Source organism: Microbacterium sp. zg-Y818 (assembly GCF_030246905.1).
Taxonomy (GTDB): domain Bacteria; phylum Actinomycetota; class Actinomycetes; order Actinomycetales; family Microbacteriaceae; genus Microbacterium.
Map to the genome: position 1 here is coordinate 1,850,949 of NZ_CP126741.1, position 14,684 is coordinate 1,865,632.

At 71.0% G+C, this 14,684-nt stretch carries 12 protein-coding genes; 3 read left to right on the top strand and 9 right to left on the bottom strand.

The window, feature by feature from the left end; all coding sequences use genetic code 11:
• Nucleotides 1–3 precede the first annotated feature (3 nt).
• The 5 genes from QNO21_RS08675 to QNO21_RS08695 form a co-directional block, all read right to left on the bottom strand.
• Nucleotides 4–549 (bottom strand): hypothetical protein, encoded by a 546-nt coding sequence (locus QNO21_RS08675; protein ID WP_257519267.1) that lies wholly within the window; start codon nucleotides 547–549, stop codon nucleotides 4–6.
• On the bottom strand, nucleotides 546–800 hold the full coding sequence (locus tag QNO21_RS08680; RefSeq protein ID WP_257514900.1) for a hypothetical protein: 255 nt from the start codon (nucleotides 798–800) through the stop codon (nucleotides 546–548). The genes QNO21_RS08675 and QNO21_RS08680 overlap by 4 nt, the downstream gene beginning before the upstream one ends.
• A 245-nt stretch (nucleotides 801–1,045) precedes the next feature.
• Nucleotides 1,046–2,317 (bottom strand): histidine--tRNA ligase, encoded by a 1,272-nt coding sequence (gene hisS, locus QNO21_RS08685; protein ID WP_257519330.1) that lies wholly within the window; start codon nucleotides 2,315–2,317, stop codon nucleotides 1,046–1,048.
• Nucleotides 2,318–2,356: 39 nt separating this feature from the next.
• Entirely contained in the window at nucleotides 2,357–2,971 is a 615-nt protein-coding gene (locus QNO21_RS08690; RefSeq protein ID WP_257519331.1) for a MazG nucleotide pyrophosphohydrolase domain-containing protein, read from the bottom strand.
• Between the two features lie 85 nt (nucleotides 2,972–3,056).
• On the bottom strand, nucleotides 3,057–4,259 hold the full coding sequence (locus QNO21_RS08695) for a Na+/H+ antiporter NhaA (protein ID WP_257519268.1): 1,203 nt from the start codon (nucleotides 4,257–4,259) through the stop codon (nucleotides 3,057–3,059).
• A gap of 133 nt (nucleotides 4,260–4,392) precedes the next feature.
• On the opposite strand from QNO21_RS08695, the gene QNO21_RS08700 reads away from it, so the two are divergent.
• On the top strand, nucleotides 4,393–7,062 hold the full coding sequence (locus QNO21_RS08700; RefSeq protein WP_257519269.1) for a phosphoenolpyruvate carboxylase: 2,670 nt from the start codon (nucleotides 4,393–4,395) through the stop codon (nucleotides 7,060–7,062).
• Nucleotides 7,063–7,334: 272 nt separating this feature from the next.
• Nucleotides 7,335–8,693: an NADP-specific glutamate dehydrogenase gene (gene gdhA, locus QNO21_RS08705; protein ID WP_257519270.1), complete on the top strand. Its 1,359-nt coding sequence runs from the start codon at nucleotides 7,335–7,337 to the stop codon at nucleotides 8,691–8,693.
• Nucleotides 8,694–8,739: 46 nt separating this feature from the next.
• On the opposite strand, the gene QNO21_RS08710 is transcribed toward gdhA, so the two are convergent.
• Together QNO21_RS08710 and mfd are read right to left on the bottom strand one after the other, a co-directional pair.
• Nucleotides 8,740–8,925: a DUF1918 domain-containing protein gene (locus tag QNO21_RS08710; protein WP_257514896.1), complete on the bottom strand. Its 186-nt coding sequence runs from the start codon at nucleotides 8,923–8,925 to the stop codon at nucleotides 8,740–8,742.
• Nucleotides 8,926–8,986: 61 nt separating this feature from the next.
• A complete protein-coding gene (mfd, locus tag QNO21_RS08715) occupies nucleotides 8,987–12,571 on the bottom strand; it encodes a transcription-repair coupling factor (protein WP_306813528.1) in 3,585 nt (1,194 codons plus the stop codon).
• 78 nt (nucleotides 12,572–12,649) lie between these two features.
• Between mfd and QNO21_RS08720 the strand changes: the two genes are divergently transcribed.
• Nucleotides 12,650–13,180, top strand: a complete 531-nt coding sequence (locus QNO21_RS08720) for a hypothetical protein (RefSeq protein WP_257519272.1) — start codon at nucleotides 12,650–12,652, stop codon at nucleotides 13,178–13,180.
• Between the two features lie 28 nt (nucleotides 13,181–13,208).
• Here QNO21_RS08720 and pth read toward each other — a convergent pair whose 3' ends face one another.
• Nucleotides 13,209–13,793 carry an aminoacyl-tRNA hydrolase gene (pth, locus tag QNO21_RS08725; protein WP_257519273.1) on the bottom strand — a complete coding sequence of 195 codons (585 nt, stop codon included), beginning with the start codon at nucleotides 13,791–13,793 and terminating at the stop codon, nucleotides 13,209–13,211.
• 123 nt (nucleotides 13,794–13,916) lie between these two features.
• Nucleotides 13,917–14,540 (bottom strand): 50S ribosomal protein L25/general stress protein Ctc, encoded by a 624-nt coding sequence (locus QNO21_RS08730; protein WP_257519274.1) that lies wholly within the window; start codon nucleotides 14,538–14,540, stop codon nucleotides 13,917–13,919.
• Nucleotides 14,541–14,684 lie beyond the last annotated feature (144 nt).

The window sequence follows — 14,684 nt, forward strand, 5'->3', positions numbered from 1 at the left end:
AGCTCAGGTGCCCTCGGGCGGGATCCCCCGGTCGCGCACGAGGTAGATCCACGGGAAGGCGCGGCACGCCACCTGCCAGCCGTCCCGCTCCTCAGCGGCCGGCGACGCCCGCCAGAAGATGCGCCGGGGCTCCCACTGCGTGTCGGTGCGCACCATCCGGTGCGAGAGCATCCCGACCTCCACCGTGCGCCACCCCGCGCGGCCGGCGGCGTCGAGCTCTGTCATCTCGTCGAACGCGGTGACCGGCCCGAGCCAGCGCTCCGCCCCGACGGCGTCAGGACCCAGGGCGGCGCCCGCCTCTGTCGGACCTCCGAAGCGCTGCTGCGCGGCCTGACGGGACATGCCGAGCTCCGCACCGATGAGAGCCCAGCTCGCTCCCCCTCCGCGCGCGGCGGCGACAGAGCGCTGCAGGATCTCCCGCACCTCCCGCTCGGCGCGCGCACTGGCGGCGATGAGCGCCAGGTGCTCGTCGACACCGAGCGGGGCGCTGTCATCGACCTGCGCTGCCGCCAGCACGGCCCGGCCGACCGCGTCGGCGAGGTCGCTCATGCCTGATCGGACTGGCTCGGCAGCCACGCCGCCGCCGGCATCCCTCGCCCGATGCCGTTGCCGAAGCCCCAGAAGTAGGCGCCCGCGGCGATGATGCCGATGGCGGCACCCTGCACCGCCCCTCCCCAGAATCCGCGCCACTCGAACCCGACCGCGAGGAGAAGGAGAACCATCCCCGCGATCATTCCGACGATCGCGATCCACTTCATGCGCCCGATCACGGCGGACGCCCGGCTGCTGATCTGCTTCATGACGTCAACGTATCCTTGACGTCACGGCAATGTCAACCCCCTCTTGACACGCGGTCCCTGCTCGCCTGTCCCGGATCGCGGTTTCCCGGTACCGGACCCGGCGATATGCGACAGGCGAGGGCGAAATGAGCGAGGCGGGCGGCCGCACGCGAAAGGCGGGGCGCGACAGACAGGGCGCGACAGCGGGCACCCAGCGGGCAGCCCAGCGGGCGGCCCGGCGGGAGCGCGCAGACGCGGCGCGGGGGTCAGCCGAGCGGCTTCACCTCGACCTCGCCCGGCGTGGCACCGGCCGGCAGCAGCGCGAACGCGGTGTAGCCGTCGTTCGACGCGCGCTCGAGCAGACCCTTGAGGTTCTTCGTCCGCTGCTCCAGCCGCACCCGCGCACCGGATGCCACGAAGGCCGCCTTGTGGGCGAGCAGCTCCGACACGGGCACGTCGCGGTCGTGCACGAGCACGACGCTCGCCGCGTCGGCCGCGTCGGATGCCGCCAGCAGGTCGACGATGCGCTCGAAGCCGATCGAGAACCCGACCGCAGGAACGTCCTGACCGAGGAACCTGCCGATCATGCCGTCGTAACGCCCGCCGCCGCCGAGCGAGTAGCCGACGCTCGGGTGGGCCAGCTCGAAGATGGTGCCGGTGTAGTAGCCCATCCCCCGCACGAGGAACGGGTCGAACACGAGCGGGGTCTCAACGCCGCCGCCGCGTGCTGCAGCGACCGTCTCCCCCAGGCCGACGAGGTGCGCGACGATGTCGTCCGGCACACCCTCGGGCAGCGAGGCGCGGATCTGGTCCTCGCCGAAGGGCCGGTCTTCGCCGCCGGCCACGCCCGCCAGGAACTGCTCGAACGCGTCGACGGCCGCAGCGGTCGCGCCGCGTTCGCGCAGCTCAGCGGCGACGCCAGTCGGCCCGATCTTGTCGAGCTTGTCGATCGTGATGAGCACCCCGGGGCGCTCCTCGGCCGCGAAGCCGAACACGTCGAGCATCGCGTCCAGCAGTCGGCGGTCATTGATGCGGATGCTGCCTCCCTCGAGGCCCAGCGCGTCGAGGGCGTCGAGGCTCGCGACGATGAGCTCGGCCTCGGCGCGCGCCGATGCGTCGCCGATGATGTCGATGTCGCACTGCACGAACTGGCGGTAGCGACCCTTCTGCGGGCGCTCGGCGCGCCACACCGGGGCGATCTGGACCGAGCGGAACACGCTCGGAAGCTCCGCCCGGTGGGTGGCGTAGAACCGCGCCAGGGGCACCGTGAGGTCGTAGCGCAGGCCGAGGTCGGCGAGCGCCGCGACGTCGAGGGCCGGCCCGTCGGCGGCGGCACGCACCGCGTCGGCATCCAGACCTCGCTTGAGGATGTTGAAGGCGAGCTTCTCGTTGTCGCCGCCGATGCCGGCATGGAGGCGCCCGTACTCTTCGAGCACGGGGGTCTCGATCTCATCGAACCCGTGTGCGCGGTAGCGCTCGCGGATCACGGCGAGCACGCGCTCGCGACGGGTCTTGTCAGCGGGGAGGAAGTCGCGCATGCCGCGCGGCGGATTGACGGATGCCACGGAACGATTCTCTCAGGAACCCCGGGGGTGCTCCGCCGCGCGGATCTCCCCCTCCAGACCCCGCAGTCGCTCGCGCAGCGCACGCTCGGCATCCCACCCGCGGGCGCGCGCCGTTGCGACGAGTGCGAGCAGGGCGTCACCGAGCGCAGCCTCGTCGTCGGGCGCCGGCTCCGGGGCATTCCCGTCGACGACCTGGACGCCCACCGACGCCGCCTTGCCCAGCAGCTTCTGCGCGAGGGCCAGGGACGGCATGTGGCGCGAGACCCCGTCGAGCACGCTCGTGCGGGCGTGCTTCTCGGCGGCCTTCGCGGCGTTCCAGTGCACGAGCACCTCTTCGGGCGTGGTCGCGGTCTCGCCGGCGAAGACATGCGGATGCCGGCGCACCATCTTCTCGGTCAGGTCGCGGGCGACGTCGTCGATGTCGAACGGGTCGTCGGCATCGCTCGCCGCGACCTGAGCGTGGAAGAGCACCTGCCAGAGCAGGTCGCCGAGCTCCTCGCGCAGGTCTTCGCGGGACCCCGCTTCGACGGCATCCACGAGTTCCGCCGCCTCTTCCACGAGGTACGGGACGAGCGCGCGGTGGTCGATCTGCTGCGTCCACACGCACCGTTCGCGCACCGCGCGCATCGTGTCGGCGGCCGCGCGGAGCGGGTCGCCGGCAGCTTGGGGCAGTGCGGAAGCGTCGCGGGTGGTCACCGCACCATTGTGCCCGTCAGTTGATCTGTCCGCCCGTGGGCGACGGCGGGTGGGGCCCCTGCACGCGTTCCGCTTCGGACGTGGCCAGGCGCCGGAAGTGGCGTGCGCGCTGCGAGACGAGCAGGCCCGCGACGATCAGGGCGATGCCGGAGCCTGCCAGCACGCCGAGGGTGGCCTCGTCGCGCACGAGCGGGTCGCCCGCGAAGGCGAGCTCCGCCAGCAGCAGCGACACCGTGAAGCCGATGCCGCCCAAGGCGCCCGCGGCGAGCAGATCCATGATCGACAGGTGGGGAGCGGCCCCCCGGTTGCCGATGCGCAGCGAGATCCAGCCGAACAGCGTGATGCCGATGATCTTGCCGACCGGCAGCCCCACCACGATGCCCCAGAACGCCGGCGACAGCTCGGTGGGCGACACCCGCGGAATGGCGACCAGCGCCGCGGAGAAGGCGAACAGCGGCAGGATCAGGCCGTTCACCCACGGCTCGAGCGCGTGGCGGGTGCGCAGCGCCGGCCGCTGGGCCATCGCGAGGCCCAGCCCGACACCGGCGATCGTGGCGTGCACGCCCGAGAGGTAGACCAGCACCCAGGTGACGATGCCGAGCACCACCAGCAGCACGGCGATCGGCACACGCGCGCGCGTGTCGAGGCGTCTGCTGAGCACTCCGAAGACGATGACGGCGAGCGCGGCGAGGGCAAGCAGCCCGATGTTGACGTCGGCAGTGAACAGCACGGCGATGAAGAGGATGCCGACGATGTCGTCGAGGATCGCCAGCGCCAGCAGGAAGATGCGGATGCCTGAGGGCAGCCCCTTGCCGAAGACGGCGAGCACCCCGAGGGCGAACGCGATATCGGTGGCGGTCGGGACGGGCCACCCGACGGCGGCGTCTGACCCGCCGGCGAAGATCAGGAAGATCGCGATGGGCACCAGCACGCCACCCGCGGCGGCGATCGCCGGCTGCAGCGCCTTGCGCGCGGAGTTGAGCTCGCCGTTGGTGAGCTCGAACTGCAGCTCGACGGCGACCATGAAGAAGAAGATCGCCAGCAGCCCGTCCTGGATCCAGTGGCCCACCGACATCTCGAAGATGCCGGGAATGCCGACGTAGGTCTCCTTGACACCGACGACGGCCTCGCCGAGCGGTGTGTTCGCGATGACGAGGGCGGCGATGGCCGCGGTCAGCAGGATGACGGCGGGGAATCGCGCGGAGCGCAACAGGGACATCGGACCTCCAGAGGGTCGGGTTGGGGGCTTCCGCCCTCGATATCCGAGCGCGAGCCGACCAGACTTCCCGGCGCACCGGCGTCCATCGTAGCGAAGCGAAACGGCCCGGCGCTCTGGGGTTAGCGTTGAACGCATGCGTGATGTCACCCCCACCGAGGCCATCGATCTGGTCGGACGTTTCGAAGCAGGTCAGGAGCTTCCCGAGCAGATGCGCGCCGACGTGCGCCTTCTGGGCGGGCTCCTCGGCGACGTGCTGCGCGAGAGCGGCACCCCAGGGCTGTACGACGACGTGGAGCGCCTGCGCACGGCCTCGATCCAGGCCTACACCGACGAGACGGATGCCGCCCACCGCCGTGCCGCGGCGATCGCCGACGGCTTCACGCTGGCCCGAGCAGGTGAAGTCGCCCGCGCCTTCACCTGCTATTTCCACCTGGTGAACCTCGCCGAGGAGCACCAGCGCGTGCGCATCCTGCGCGAGCGCGACGCCGATCCCGACCGCGCGGACGTCGACACGGTGGCCGCCGCGTACGCACGCCTCTCCGACGAGGTCGGCGACGACGTCGCCCTCGAGCGGCTTCGCGCCCTGCGGTTTCACCCGGTCTTCACCGCGCACCCCACCGAGGCGCGGCGCCGTGCGGTGTCCACCGGCATCCGGCGCTTGGCCGGCCTGCTGATCGAACATGACGCGTCGCTGCCGGCGAGCACCGAGCGACGCCGCGTCGAAGGCCGCATGCTCGAGGAGATCGACACCCTCTGGCGCACCGCCCCACTGCGCCCCGAGAAGCCGTCACCGACCGACGAGGTGCGCTCGGTGATGAGCGTCTTCGACGAGACGCTGTTCACCGCCGTGCCGCAGGTCTACCGCCGCGTCGACGACGCGCTGCAGGGTCCCCTCGCCGGCAGCCGCCCGCCCGTCATCGCCCCTTTTGTGCGCCTGGGAACCTGGGTCGGCGGAGACCGCGACGGCAACCCGTTCGTCACCGCCGCCGTCACCCGCCGCGCCGCGGGGATCGCGAGCGAGCACGTGCTGATGGGTCTCGAGCGCGCAGCCAACCGCATCGGGCGCGCCCTCACCCTCGATGCCGCCACGACCCCGCCGAGCGACGAGCTCCTGGCCCTCTGGCACCGACTGCGGGCGAGCGACGAAGACGCCGCCGACGAGATCGCCAAGCGCTCCCCCGATGAGCCTCACCGCCGGGTGCTTCTGCTGATCGCGCGGCGGATCGCCGCCACCGGCTCCCGCAACGCCGACCTCGCCTACACCGACCCCGAGCAGCTACTGGCGCACCTGCGGGTCATCCAGGACTCCCTCGCGCAGGGCAGCGCCGCACGCCAGGCGTACGGCGCCCTGCAGCAGCTGATCTGGCAGGTGGAGACCTACGGGTTCCACCTCGCCGAGCTCGAGGTGCGGCAGCACTCCGACGTGCACAAGAAGGTGCTCGCCGAGCTCGACGCCGGCGGACCGCGCAGCGAGCTGACCGAGGAGGTGCTCGACACCTTCCGCGCCGTCGCCTTCGTGCAGGAGCGGTACGGCATCCGCGCGGCCGGTCGCTACATCGTCTCGTTCACCCGCACCGCCGACGATCTGGCCGCCGTGCACCGCCTGGCCCGTTACGCCGTCGGCACGGGGGGCACTCCCCCGACGCTCGACGTCATCCCGCTCTTCGAGACCTTCGCCGACCTGCAGGCGGCCCCCGGCATCCTTGCCGAGATCGTCGAGCACCCGCAGTTCAAGGCGCGTCTGGAAGCGACGGGACGACGGCTCGAGGTCATGCTCGGCTACTCGGACTCGTCGAAGGACGTCGGCCCCGTGGCCGCGAACCTCGCCCTCTACGAGGCGCAGGCGAAGATCGGCGCGTGGGCGCAGCGCGAGGGCATCGAGCTGACGCTGTTCCACGGACGCGGCGGCGCCCTTGGGCGCGGCGGCGGACCGGCCAACTCCGCGATCCTCGCCCAACCGCCGCACTCGGTCGACGGCCGGTTCAAGCTCACCGAACAGGGCGAGGTGATCTTCGCCCGCTACGGCGACCCCGCCATCGCGATGCGTCACATCGACCAGGTCGCCGCGGCGATCCTGCTGGCATCCGCCCCCTCCAACGAGGAGCGCAACAGCGCGGCGGCGGCGCGGTACGCCGACGTGGCCGCCACCATGGACGCCGCCTCGCGGGAGCGGTTCTTCTCGCTCGTGAAGGCGCCCGGGTTCGCCCCCTGGTTCGCGACCGTCACGCCCATGGAGGAAGTCGGCCTGCTCGCGCTCGGGTCGCGCCCCGCGCGGCGCGGCCTCTCGGTGGAATCGCTGGAGGACCTGCGCGCCATCCCCTGGGTGTTCGCGTGGACGCAGGCGCGCATCAACCTGGCCGGCTGGTTCGGCCTGGGCACGGCGCTGCAGGCCGTGGGCGACGAGGCACTGCTGCGGGAGGCCTACGAGCAGTGGCCGCTCCTGCACACCCTCGTCGACAACGTCGCGATGAGCCTCGCCAAGGCCGACCCCCGCATCGCCCGCGAGTACCTGCAGCTGGGTGACCGACCCGATCTCGCCGACCTCGTGATGGACGAGATGACCCTCACTCGCGACTGGGTGATCCGCCTGACCGGCGGCAGGCAGCTGCTGGCGAGCAAGCCGGTGCTGCAGCGCGCGGTGAAGATGCGCAGCCCCTACGTCGACGCGCTGTCGCTGCTGCAGCTGCGTGCGCTGCGGGCACTGCGCGACGACCGCCTCGACGAGTCGCAGGCGGCCGATACCCGCCACCTGCTGCTGCTGTCGGTGTCGGGGGTCGCTGCGGGCCTGCAGAACACCGGGTGAGCGGGCGGGCGGGTCGTTTCGCGGGGCGCGCGGGTCCCCAACTCCTCGACTTCGTGCGCCTGAGCGCGGAATCAGCCCGGATTCGGCCCACCGGGGCCCGTTCTTGAGGAGTTGAGAACGCCGGACGGATGCCGGAGCTGTTCGTCCGCGCGCCGGGCCCGTGCCCGCGGCGTCCGTGACGTCACACGCGTCGGGGCCCTCAAGAACCGCAGGTAGGGTGGAGCGGGCCGCTCGCGCGGCCTGCCTCACCCGTCGGCAAGAAAGCACCACCCGTGACCGAGACCCTCGTCGCCCTTCCCGCCTCCGTACGCGACGTTTTCGATACCGTCGTCGCGCGGAACCCGCACGAACCCGAGTTCCAGCAGGCGGTGCATGAGGTCTTGCTGTCCATCGTCCCGGTGCTGGAGCGGCATCCGCAGTTCGTCGAAGGCGGCATCCTCGAGCGCATCGTGGAGCCCGAGCGGCAGATCCTGTTCCGGGTGCCGTGGCTCGATGACGCCGGTCGCCTGCAGGTGAACCGTGGATTCCGAGTGCAGTTCTCGTCGGTGCTGGGCCCTTACAAGGGCGGCCTGCGGTTCCACCCGTCGGTGAACCTGTCGATCATCAAGTTCCTCGGATTCGAGCAGATCTTCAAGAACGCCCTCACCGGTCAGGGAATCGGCGGCGCCAAGGGCGGCAGCGACTTCGATCCGCACGGCCGGTCGGATGCCGAGATCATGCGCTTCTGCCAGTCGTTCATGAACGAGTTGTACCGCCACCTGGGCGAGCACACCGACGTGCCGGCCGGCGACATCGGCGTGGGCGCCCGCGAGATCGGATACCTCTTCGGCCAGTACCGCAAGATCACAAACCGTCACGAGTCCGGCATGTTCACCGGCAAGGGCGTGCAGTGGGGTGGCGCCGAGGTGCGCACCGAGGCCACCGGCTACGGCGCGGTGTTCTTCGCGCAGGAGATGCTGGGCGTTCACGGTGACTCGCTGCACGGCAAGCGCGTCGCCGTCTCGGGCTCGGGCAACGTGGCCGTCTACGCGATCGACAAGGCCTACCAGCTGGGCGCGACACCGGTGACGGCCTCGGACTCGTCCGGGTACGTCGTCGACGACGCCGGGATCGACCTCGTGCTGCTGCGCCAGGTGAAGGAAGTCGACCGCGAGCGCATCTCGGCGTACGCGGCCCGGCGACCCAGCGCCCGCTTCGTCGAGGGCAAGCGCCCGTGGGAGGTGCCGGTGGACATCGCCATCCCCTCGGCGACGCAGAACGAGCTCGACGAGGGCGACGCTGCCATGCTCATCGCCAACGGTGTGCGTGCCGTGGCCGAAGGCGCGAACATGCCGTCGACGCCGGGTGCGGTCGCCGCCTTCCAGCGGGCCGGGGTGCTGTTCGGGCCGGGCAAGGCCGCGAACGCCGGAGGTGTCGCAACGTCGGCACTGGAGATGAGCCAGAACGCCTCGCGCCAGCGCTGGAGCTTCGCCGACAGCGAGCGCAAGCTGCAGGCGATCATGAAGGGCGTGCACGACTCCGCCTTCGCCGCCGCCGAGCGCTACGGGCACCCGGGCGACTACGTGGTCGGCGCGAACTCCGCCGGTTTCGAGCGGGTCGCCCACGCGATGCTGGCCCAGGGCGTCATCTGACGCGAGTGAGTATTCACGCCGCCGAATACTAACTCGGCGGATCCCGTCACTCGACGTGCGTGATCTCGCAGTCCGAGCCGGGCGACAGAATGCCCTCGTGGCCGTCGTCGAATGTGACGGTGAGCAACGGGGACGCCGGGTCGCCGGTCACCTCGGTCACGATGCCTTCGCGCTCCGGCGCGCCCACGGTACGACCGTGGATGCGGATGCGATCCCCCACTGCGGCTTTCATCGTCGGCCACCTCCGCCGCCCACCGTACGACGCCCCGGCCGCACGCGCGAGGGGGTGCGCGTCAGCCGGCCGCCTTCTCCGGCACCGCGGGCGCCGGAAGCGGGAAGAACTGATCCAGCAGCTGCGAAACCCACGCGATCAGATCCCGGTCGGCCAGCGCCTCGCCGCCGGCGGTCGGCAGCGGCACGACCATCGCGTCTCCCCCGGCGAGCAGCTTGCCCTTCGGGTACAGCCGCTGCAGGCGCACTCGCAGCGAGTCGGGCAGGTGCGCGGGCGCGACACGCAGGTTCGGACCCATCGCCACGACGTCGGTGAGCCCGGACTGGGCGGCCCGGCGCCTCAGGCGCGCGACGGCGAACAGCCCCTCCGTCTCGGGCGGCAGGTCGCCGTACCTGTCGGTCAGCTCCTCGATGACGAGATCGATCGCGTCGTCCTTGGCGGTGGCGGATGCCGCGGCCGACAGCTTCTGGTACGCCTCGAGGCGCAGCCGCTCGCTGTCGATGTAGGACTCCGGGATGCGGGCCTGCACCGGCAGCTCGAGCCGCAGCTCGGCCGGGCCCTCGACATCCTCGCCGCGGAACGTGGCGACGGCCTCGCCGATCATCCGCAGGTACAGGTCGAAGCCGACTCCCGCGATGTGTCCGGCCTGCTCGGCGCCCAAGAGGTTCCCGGCGCCGCGCAGCTCGAGGTCCTTGAGCGCCACCTGCATCCCCGACCCGAGGTCGTTGTTGACCGCGATGGTCTCCAGACGGTCGGCGGCGGTCTCGCTCAGCGGCTTCATGTCGTCGTAGAGGAAGTAGGCGTACGCCCGCTCGCGCCCGCGTCCCACGCGTCCGCGCAGCTGGTGCAGCTGGCTGAGACCGTACTTGTCGGCGCGGTCGATGATGATCGTGTTCGCGTTGGAGATGTCCAGACCCGTCTCGATGATCGTGGTGCACACCAGCACGTCGGCGCGGCGCTCCCAGAAGTCGTCGACGACGTGCTCCAGAGCGTGCTCGCCCATCTGGCCGTGCGCGACGGCGACCCGGGCCTCGGGGACGATCTCGGCCAGGTGCGCGGCGACCCGCTGGATCGACGACACCCGGTTGTGCACGTAGAACACCTGTCCTTCGCGCAGCAGCTCGCGCCGGATGGCCGCGGCGATCTGCTTGTCGCTGCGCGCGCCGACATAGGTGAGGATCGGATGCCGGTCCTCGGGCGGGGTCTGCAGCGTCGACATCTCCCGGATGCCGGTGACCGCCATCTCCAGCGTGCGCGGGATGGGCGTCGCGCTCATCGCGAGAAGGTCGACGTTCGTCTTCAGCTTCTTCAGCTGCTCCTTGTGCTCGACACCGAAGCGCTGCTCCTCGTCGATGATCAGCAGGCCCAGGTCCTTGAAGATGACCTTCTCGGTGAGGATGCGGTGTGTGCCGATGACCATGTCGACGGTGCCGTCCAAGAGGCCGGCGACGACCTCGCGCGCCTCCTTGTCGGTCTGGAAGCGAGAGAGGGCGCGCACCTTGACCGGGAACCCGGCGAAGCGCTCGGTGAACGTCTCGATGTGCTGCTTGACCAGCAGCGTGGTCGGCACGAGCATGGCGACCTGCTTGCCGTCCTGGATCGCCTTGAAGGCCGCGCGCACGGCTACCTCGGTCTTGCCGAATCCGACGTCGCCCGACAGCAGCCGGTCCATCGGGATCGGCTTCTCCATGTCTGCCTTGATCTCGTCGATCGTCTGCAGCTGGTCGGGGGTCTCGGCGAAGGGGAAGGCTTCTTCGAGCTCCCGCTGCCAGGGCGTGTCCGGGCCGAAGGCATGGCCCTTGGCCGACATGCGCGCCGAATAGAGCTTGACCAGGTCCACCGCGATTTCCCGCACCGCGCGGCGCGCCTTGCTCTTGGCCTGCGACCAATCGCTGCCGCCCATCTTCGACAGCGCGGGGGCCTCGCCGCCGACGTACTTGGACAGCAGGTCCAGTTGATCGGTGGGCACATACAGCTTGTCGCCGGGATACCCGCGCTTGGAGGGCGCGTACTCCAGCACGAGGTACTCGCGCTGGGTCTTCACGGCGTTGCGGCCGCCGCTGGACACCTCGCGCTGCATCAGCTCAACGAACCGGCCGATGCCGTGGGTGGCGTGGACGACATAGTCCCCCGCCTTCAGCTGCAGCGGGTCGACGACATTGCGCCGACGCGAGGCCAGCTTCTTCACGACCCGGCCGTCGCTGCCGATCGTGCGGCCGTAGAACTCGGACTCGGTCAGCACCGCCAGCTTCGCGTCGGGCACCTCGAAGCCCCGCTCGAGCGTCGCGACCACCGTCAGCGCGACACCGGCTTCGGGGATGCCGTGGACGTCCTCGACCTCACGCGCGGCAAGGCCGCGCTCTGCCAGCACGGTGCGGGCGCGCTCCACCAGGCCTGCACCGGATGCCGCTACGACTACGCGCCACCCGTCCGACAGCAGCTCGCCGATGTGGGCGGTCGCACCGTCGACGTTGCCCTGGAAGGACGGCACCGGTCGCGCGTCGACCCGCACCGCCGCGGCACCCTCGAGGGCGACGTCGATGTCGATGAGGCCTTCGGCCGTGGCATCCGCTGCGCCGGAGTCGAACGCGCTGAACGTCCACCACACCCCGTCGCGGTCGTGCGCGGCCTGCTGCAGCTGCGGGAGGGTGAGGAAGTCGCCGGCACCCAGGTCGACCGGGCTGTCGGCGCCCGCCGTCGCCGCACTCCACGCCGCCTCGAGGAACTCGCGGTTGGTGTCGCCGAGGGTCATCGCGCGGGTCACCGACCGCTCGGGGTCGACGAGCGCGGCGGCGGTTCCGCGCGGGAGGTAGTCCGCGATGGTGACGATCTCGTCCACGAGCACCGGCAGGAGGGACTCCATGCCCTCGGCCGGGATGCCCTCCGCCATCTTCTCCAGCATGCCGGAGAGTCCCGGGTACTGACCGGCGAGCCCACGGGCGCGCTCGCGCACCGCCTCGGTGAGCAGCAGCTCACGGCTGGGGATGAGGGTGACCTCTTTGACCTCTCCCGGCAGCGACCGCTGGTCGGCGACCGAGAAGGCGCGGATCTCGTCGACCTCGTCGCCGAAGAACTCCACGCGGTAGGGGTGGTCGGCCACCGGTGGGAAGACGTCGAGGATGCCGCCGCGCATCGCGTACTCGCCCCGTCGCGAGACCATGTCGACGCGGTGGTAGGCGAGTTCGACGAGGCGCCGGGACACATCGGTGAGGTCGTGCCCGCGGCCGCCTGCGACGAGGTGCACGGCCTCGATGTCGGTGAGCCCGCCGGCGATGGGCTGCACGGCGCTGCGCACCGACGCCGTGACGATGAGGGGCACGGTGCCGTCCCACGCCGCGACATCGCGAAGCACCGCAAGGCGCTGACCGACGGTCTCTGCGCTGGGGCTCAGCCGTTCGTGCGGCAGCGTCTCCCACGCCGGGAAGTGGTGCACGATGGCGCCAGGAAGCATCTCGCCCAGGGCGGTGCCGAGAGACTCGGCGCGACGGCCCGTGGGAGCTATCGCGAAGAGTGCGGCCGGTTTGCCGGCCTCACGGCGTCGCTCCACGAGCGCGGCGAGCAAGGGCGCGTCGAGGCCCTCGACGATCGAGAAGTCGGTGTCGACCGACGAAGAATCCACCGCCTCCCGGAAGGAGTCGGCCTGCATGAGGGCGCGCACGATCCCGGGAACTGTCACGCTACGAGTCTACGACCGCCGGCGGACACCGACTCGTAGGATGGGGCCGTGAGCGACCACCCCGCGCCTTCGGCATCCCAGCCTCCGTACCCCACGCCGTCCGCCGCGCCGCCGCCGCCGTACGGCTACCCGGCGCAGCCCTATGCCGGCCCGCCTGCCGGGCCCGTCGGGAGACCGCCCTTGCGAGAACCGCAGGGGCCGCGGCCGGGCACGCTCGGGACCGTCGCACTCGTGCTGGCGCTCGCAGCGGCCGTGCTCGCCTCGGTGATCGCCGCCGTCGCGTGCGTACGCGTCGGGGAGGTGGCCGGAGCTGCGATCCTCGCGGGGCCGGCCTCCGAATTCGACTTCGCCTACCTCGCGCCCGCGCGGGGATCGGTGCTCACTGCGGAGCTGAGCTTCTGGGCCGGTACCGCGCTGGGGATCTGGGCGCTTGTGCAGGGCATCGTCGCGATCGTGCAGCAGCGGGGTCGCGGGCAGGGCATCGCCGCGGTGGTCGTCGCGGCGCTCGGTCCCGTGGTGTTCGCCGTGGCCGTCGTGATCGGCCTCAGCGCCGGCGCCTCCGGCCCACTCGCCTTCTGACGCCGAGTGAGTATTCGGGCGCGAATACTCACTCGCGAGGGGCGTGATGACGCTGCTGCGCGGCGAGGAGGCCCTCGCCGATGAGCTGCTCCACGGCGTCGGCGGCATCGGAGACCAGCACGGGCAGCGTCTTGCGCTCCGTTGGCCCGAACGGGTCCAGCACCCAATCCGCGGCATCCTGCCGCCCGGGCGGACGGCCGATCCCCACCCGCACACGCGCGAAGTCGGCGGTGCCGAGAGCCTTGGCAACGTCGCGGACGCCGTTGTGTCCCCCGTGCCCGCCGCCCACCTTCAGCTTGATGGTGTCGAACGGGATGTCCAGCTCATCGTGCACGACGACCACGCGCTCGGGCGTCACACCGTAGAAGGATGCCAGGTTCGCCACCGGCCCACCCGACACGTTCATGAAGCTGTTGGGCTTGGCCAGCACGATCTTGTCGCCGCCCGGACGCAGCCACGTCTCGGCGGCACGGGCATTGGCCTTGTGCGCACGGAAGGTCTCGGATCGCCGCGAGGCGAGTTCGTCGACGACCATCTGCCCGATGTTGTGCCGTGTCATCTCGTACCGGGGGCCGGGATTGCCGAGCCCCACCACGAGCCAGGTGTCAGCCATGTCATCCATCCTGTCGGAGCGACGCGCGCCCGCGCGCGATCGGCACGAGCGAGGCGCGCACGCGCCTCGCCGTGAGATGCGAAGAGGGGGTGCGGAATCCGCACCCCCTCTTCGTGCAGGTCCTTACTCGGACGCCTCTTCGGACTGCTCCACGGCGACAGCCTCGTCGGCCGCCGCGATCTCGTCCTCGGCGGCGAGGGTCGCAGACGGCACCGAGATGGCGACGATCAGGGTCTCCGGGTCGGCGGCCAGCGTCGCGCCCTTGGGCAGCTTCAGGTCGGCAGCGGTGATGTGCGCGCCCTCCTCGAGGCCCTCGACGTCGATCTCGATCGACTGCGGGATGTGGGTGGCCTCGACCTGGAGCAGGATGCTGACGGCGTCGAGGTTCGCGATGGTGCCGGGGTAGGGCTCGCCGTGCACCGAGATCGGCACGTCGACCTCGATCTTCTCGCCCTTCTTCACCACGAGCAGGTCGATGTGCTCGATGATCTGGTGCACGGGGTCCTTCTGCACGTCCTTGACCAGCGTCAGCTGCTGCGTGCCGTCGAGCTCGAGCTCGAGCACCGCGTTGGCGCGGCGGATGAGCAGCGCCATCTGGTGCCCGGGCAGAGCCACGTGCAGGGGGTCGGTGCCGTGGCCGTAGATGACGGCGGGGATCTGGCCGGACGCGCGCAGGCGCCGGGCGTAGCCCTTGCCGAAGTTTTCGCGCTTGGTGGCGATGACCTTGGTGTCGGTGTCCGTCGACATGTTGATTTCTCCTTGCGGGCTCTTCAGCCCAGATCTGGGTCTGTGGTTCGACTCGAACGCATGCGCGTGAGGAAAGCCGCAAGGCCTGCATCACCGCGTCGATCACGGATGGCTGCGCATGACGCGCGGCATCCCTCGCCGAAG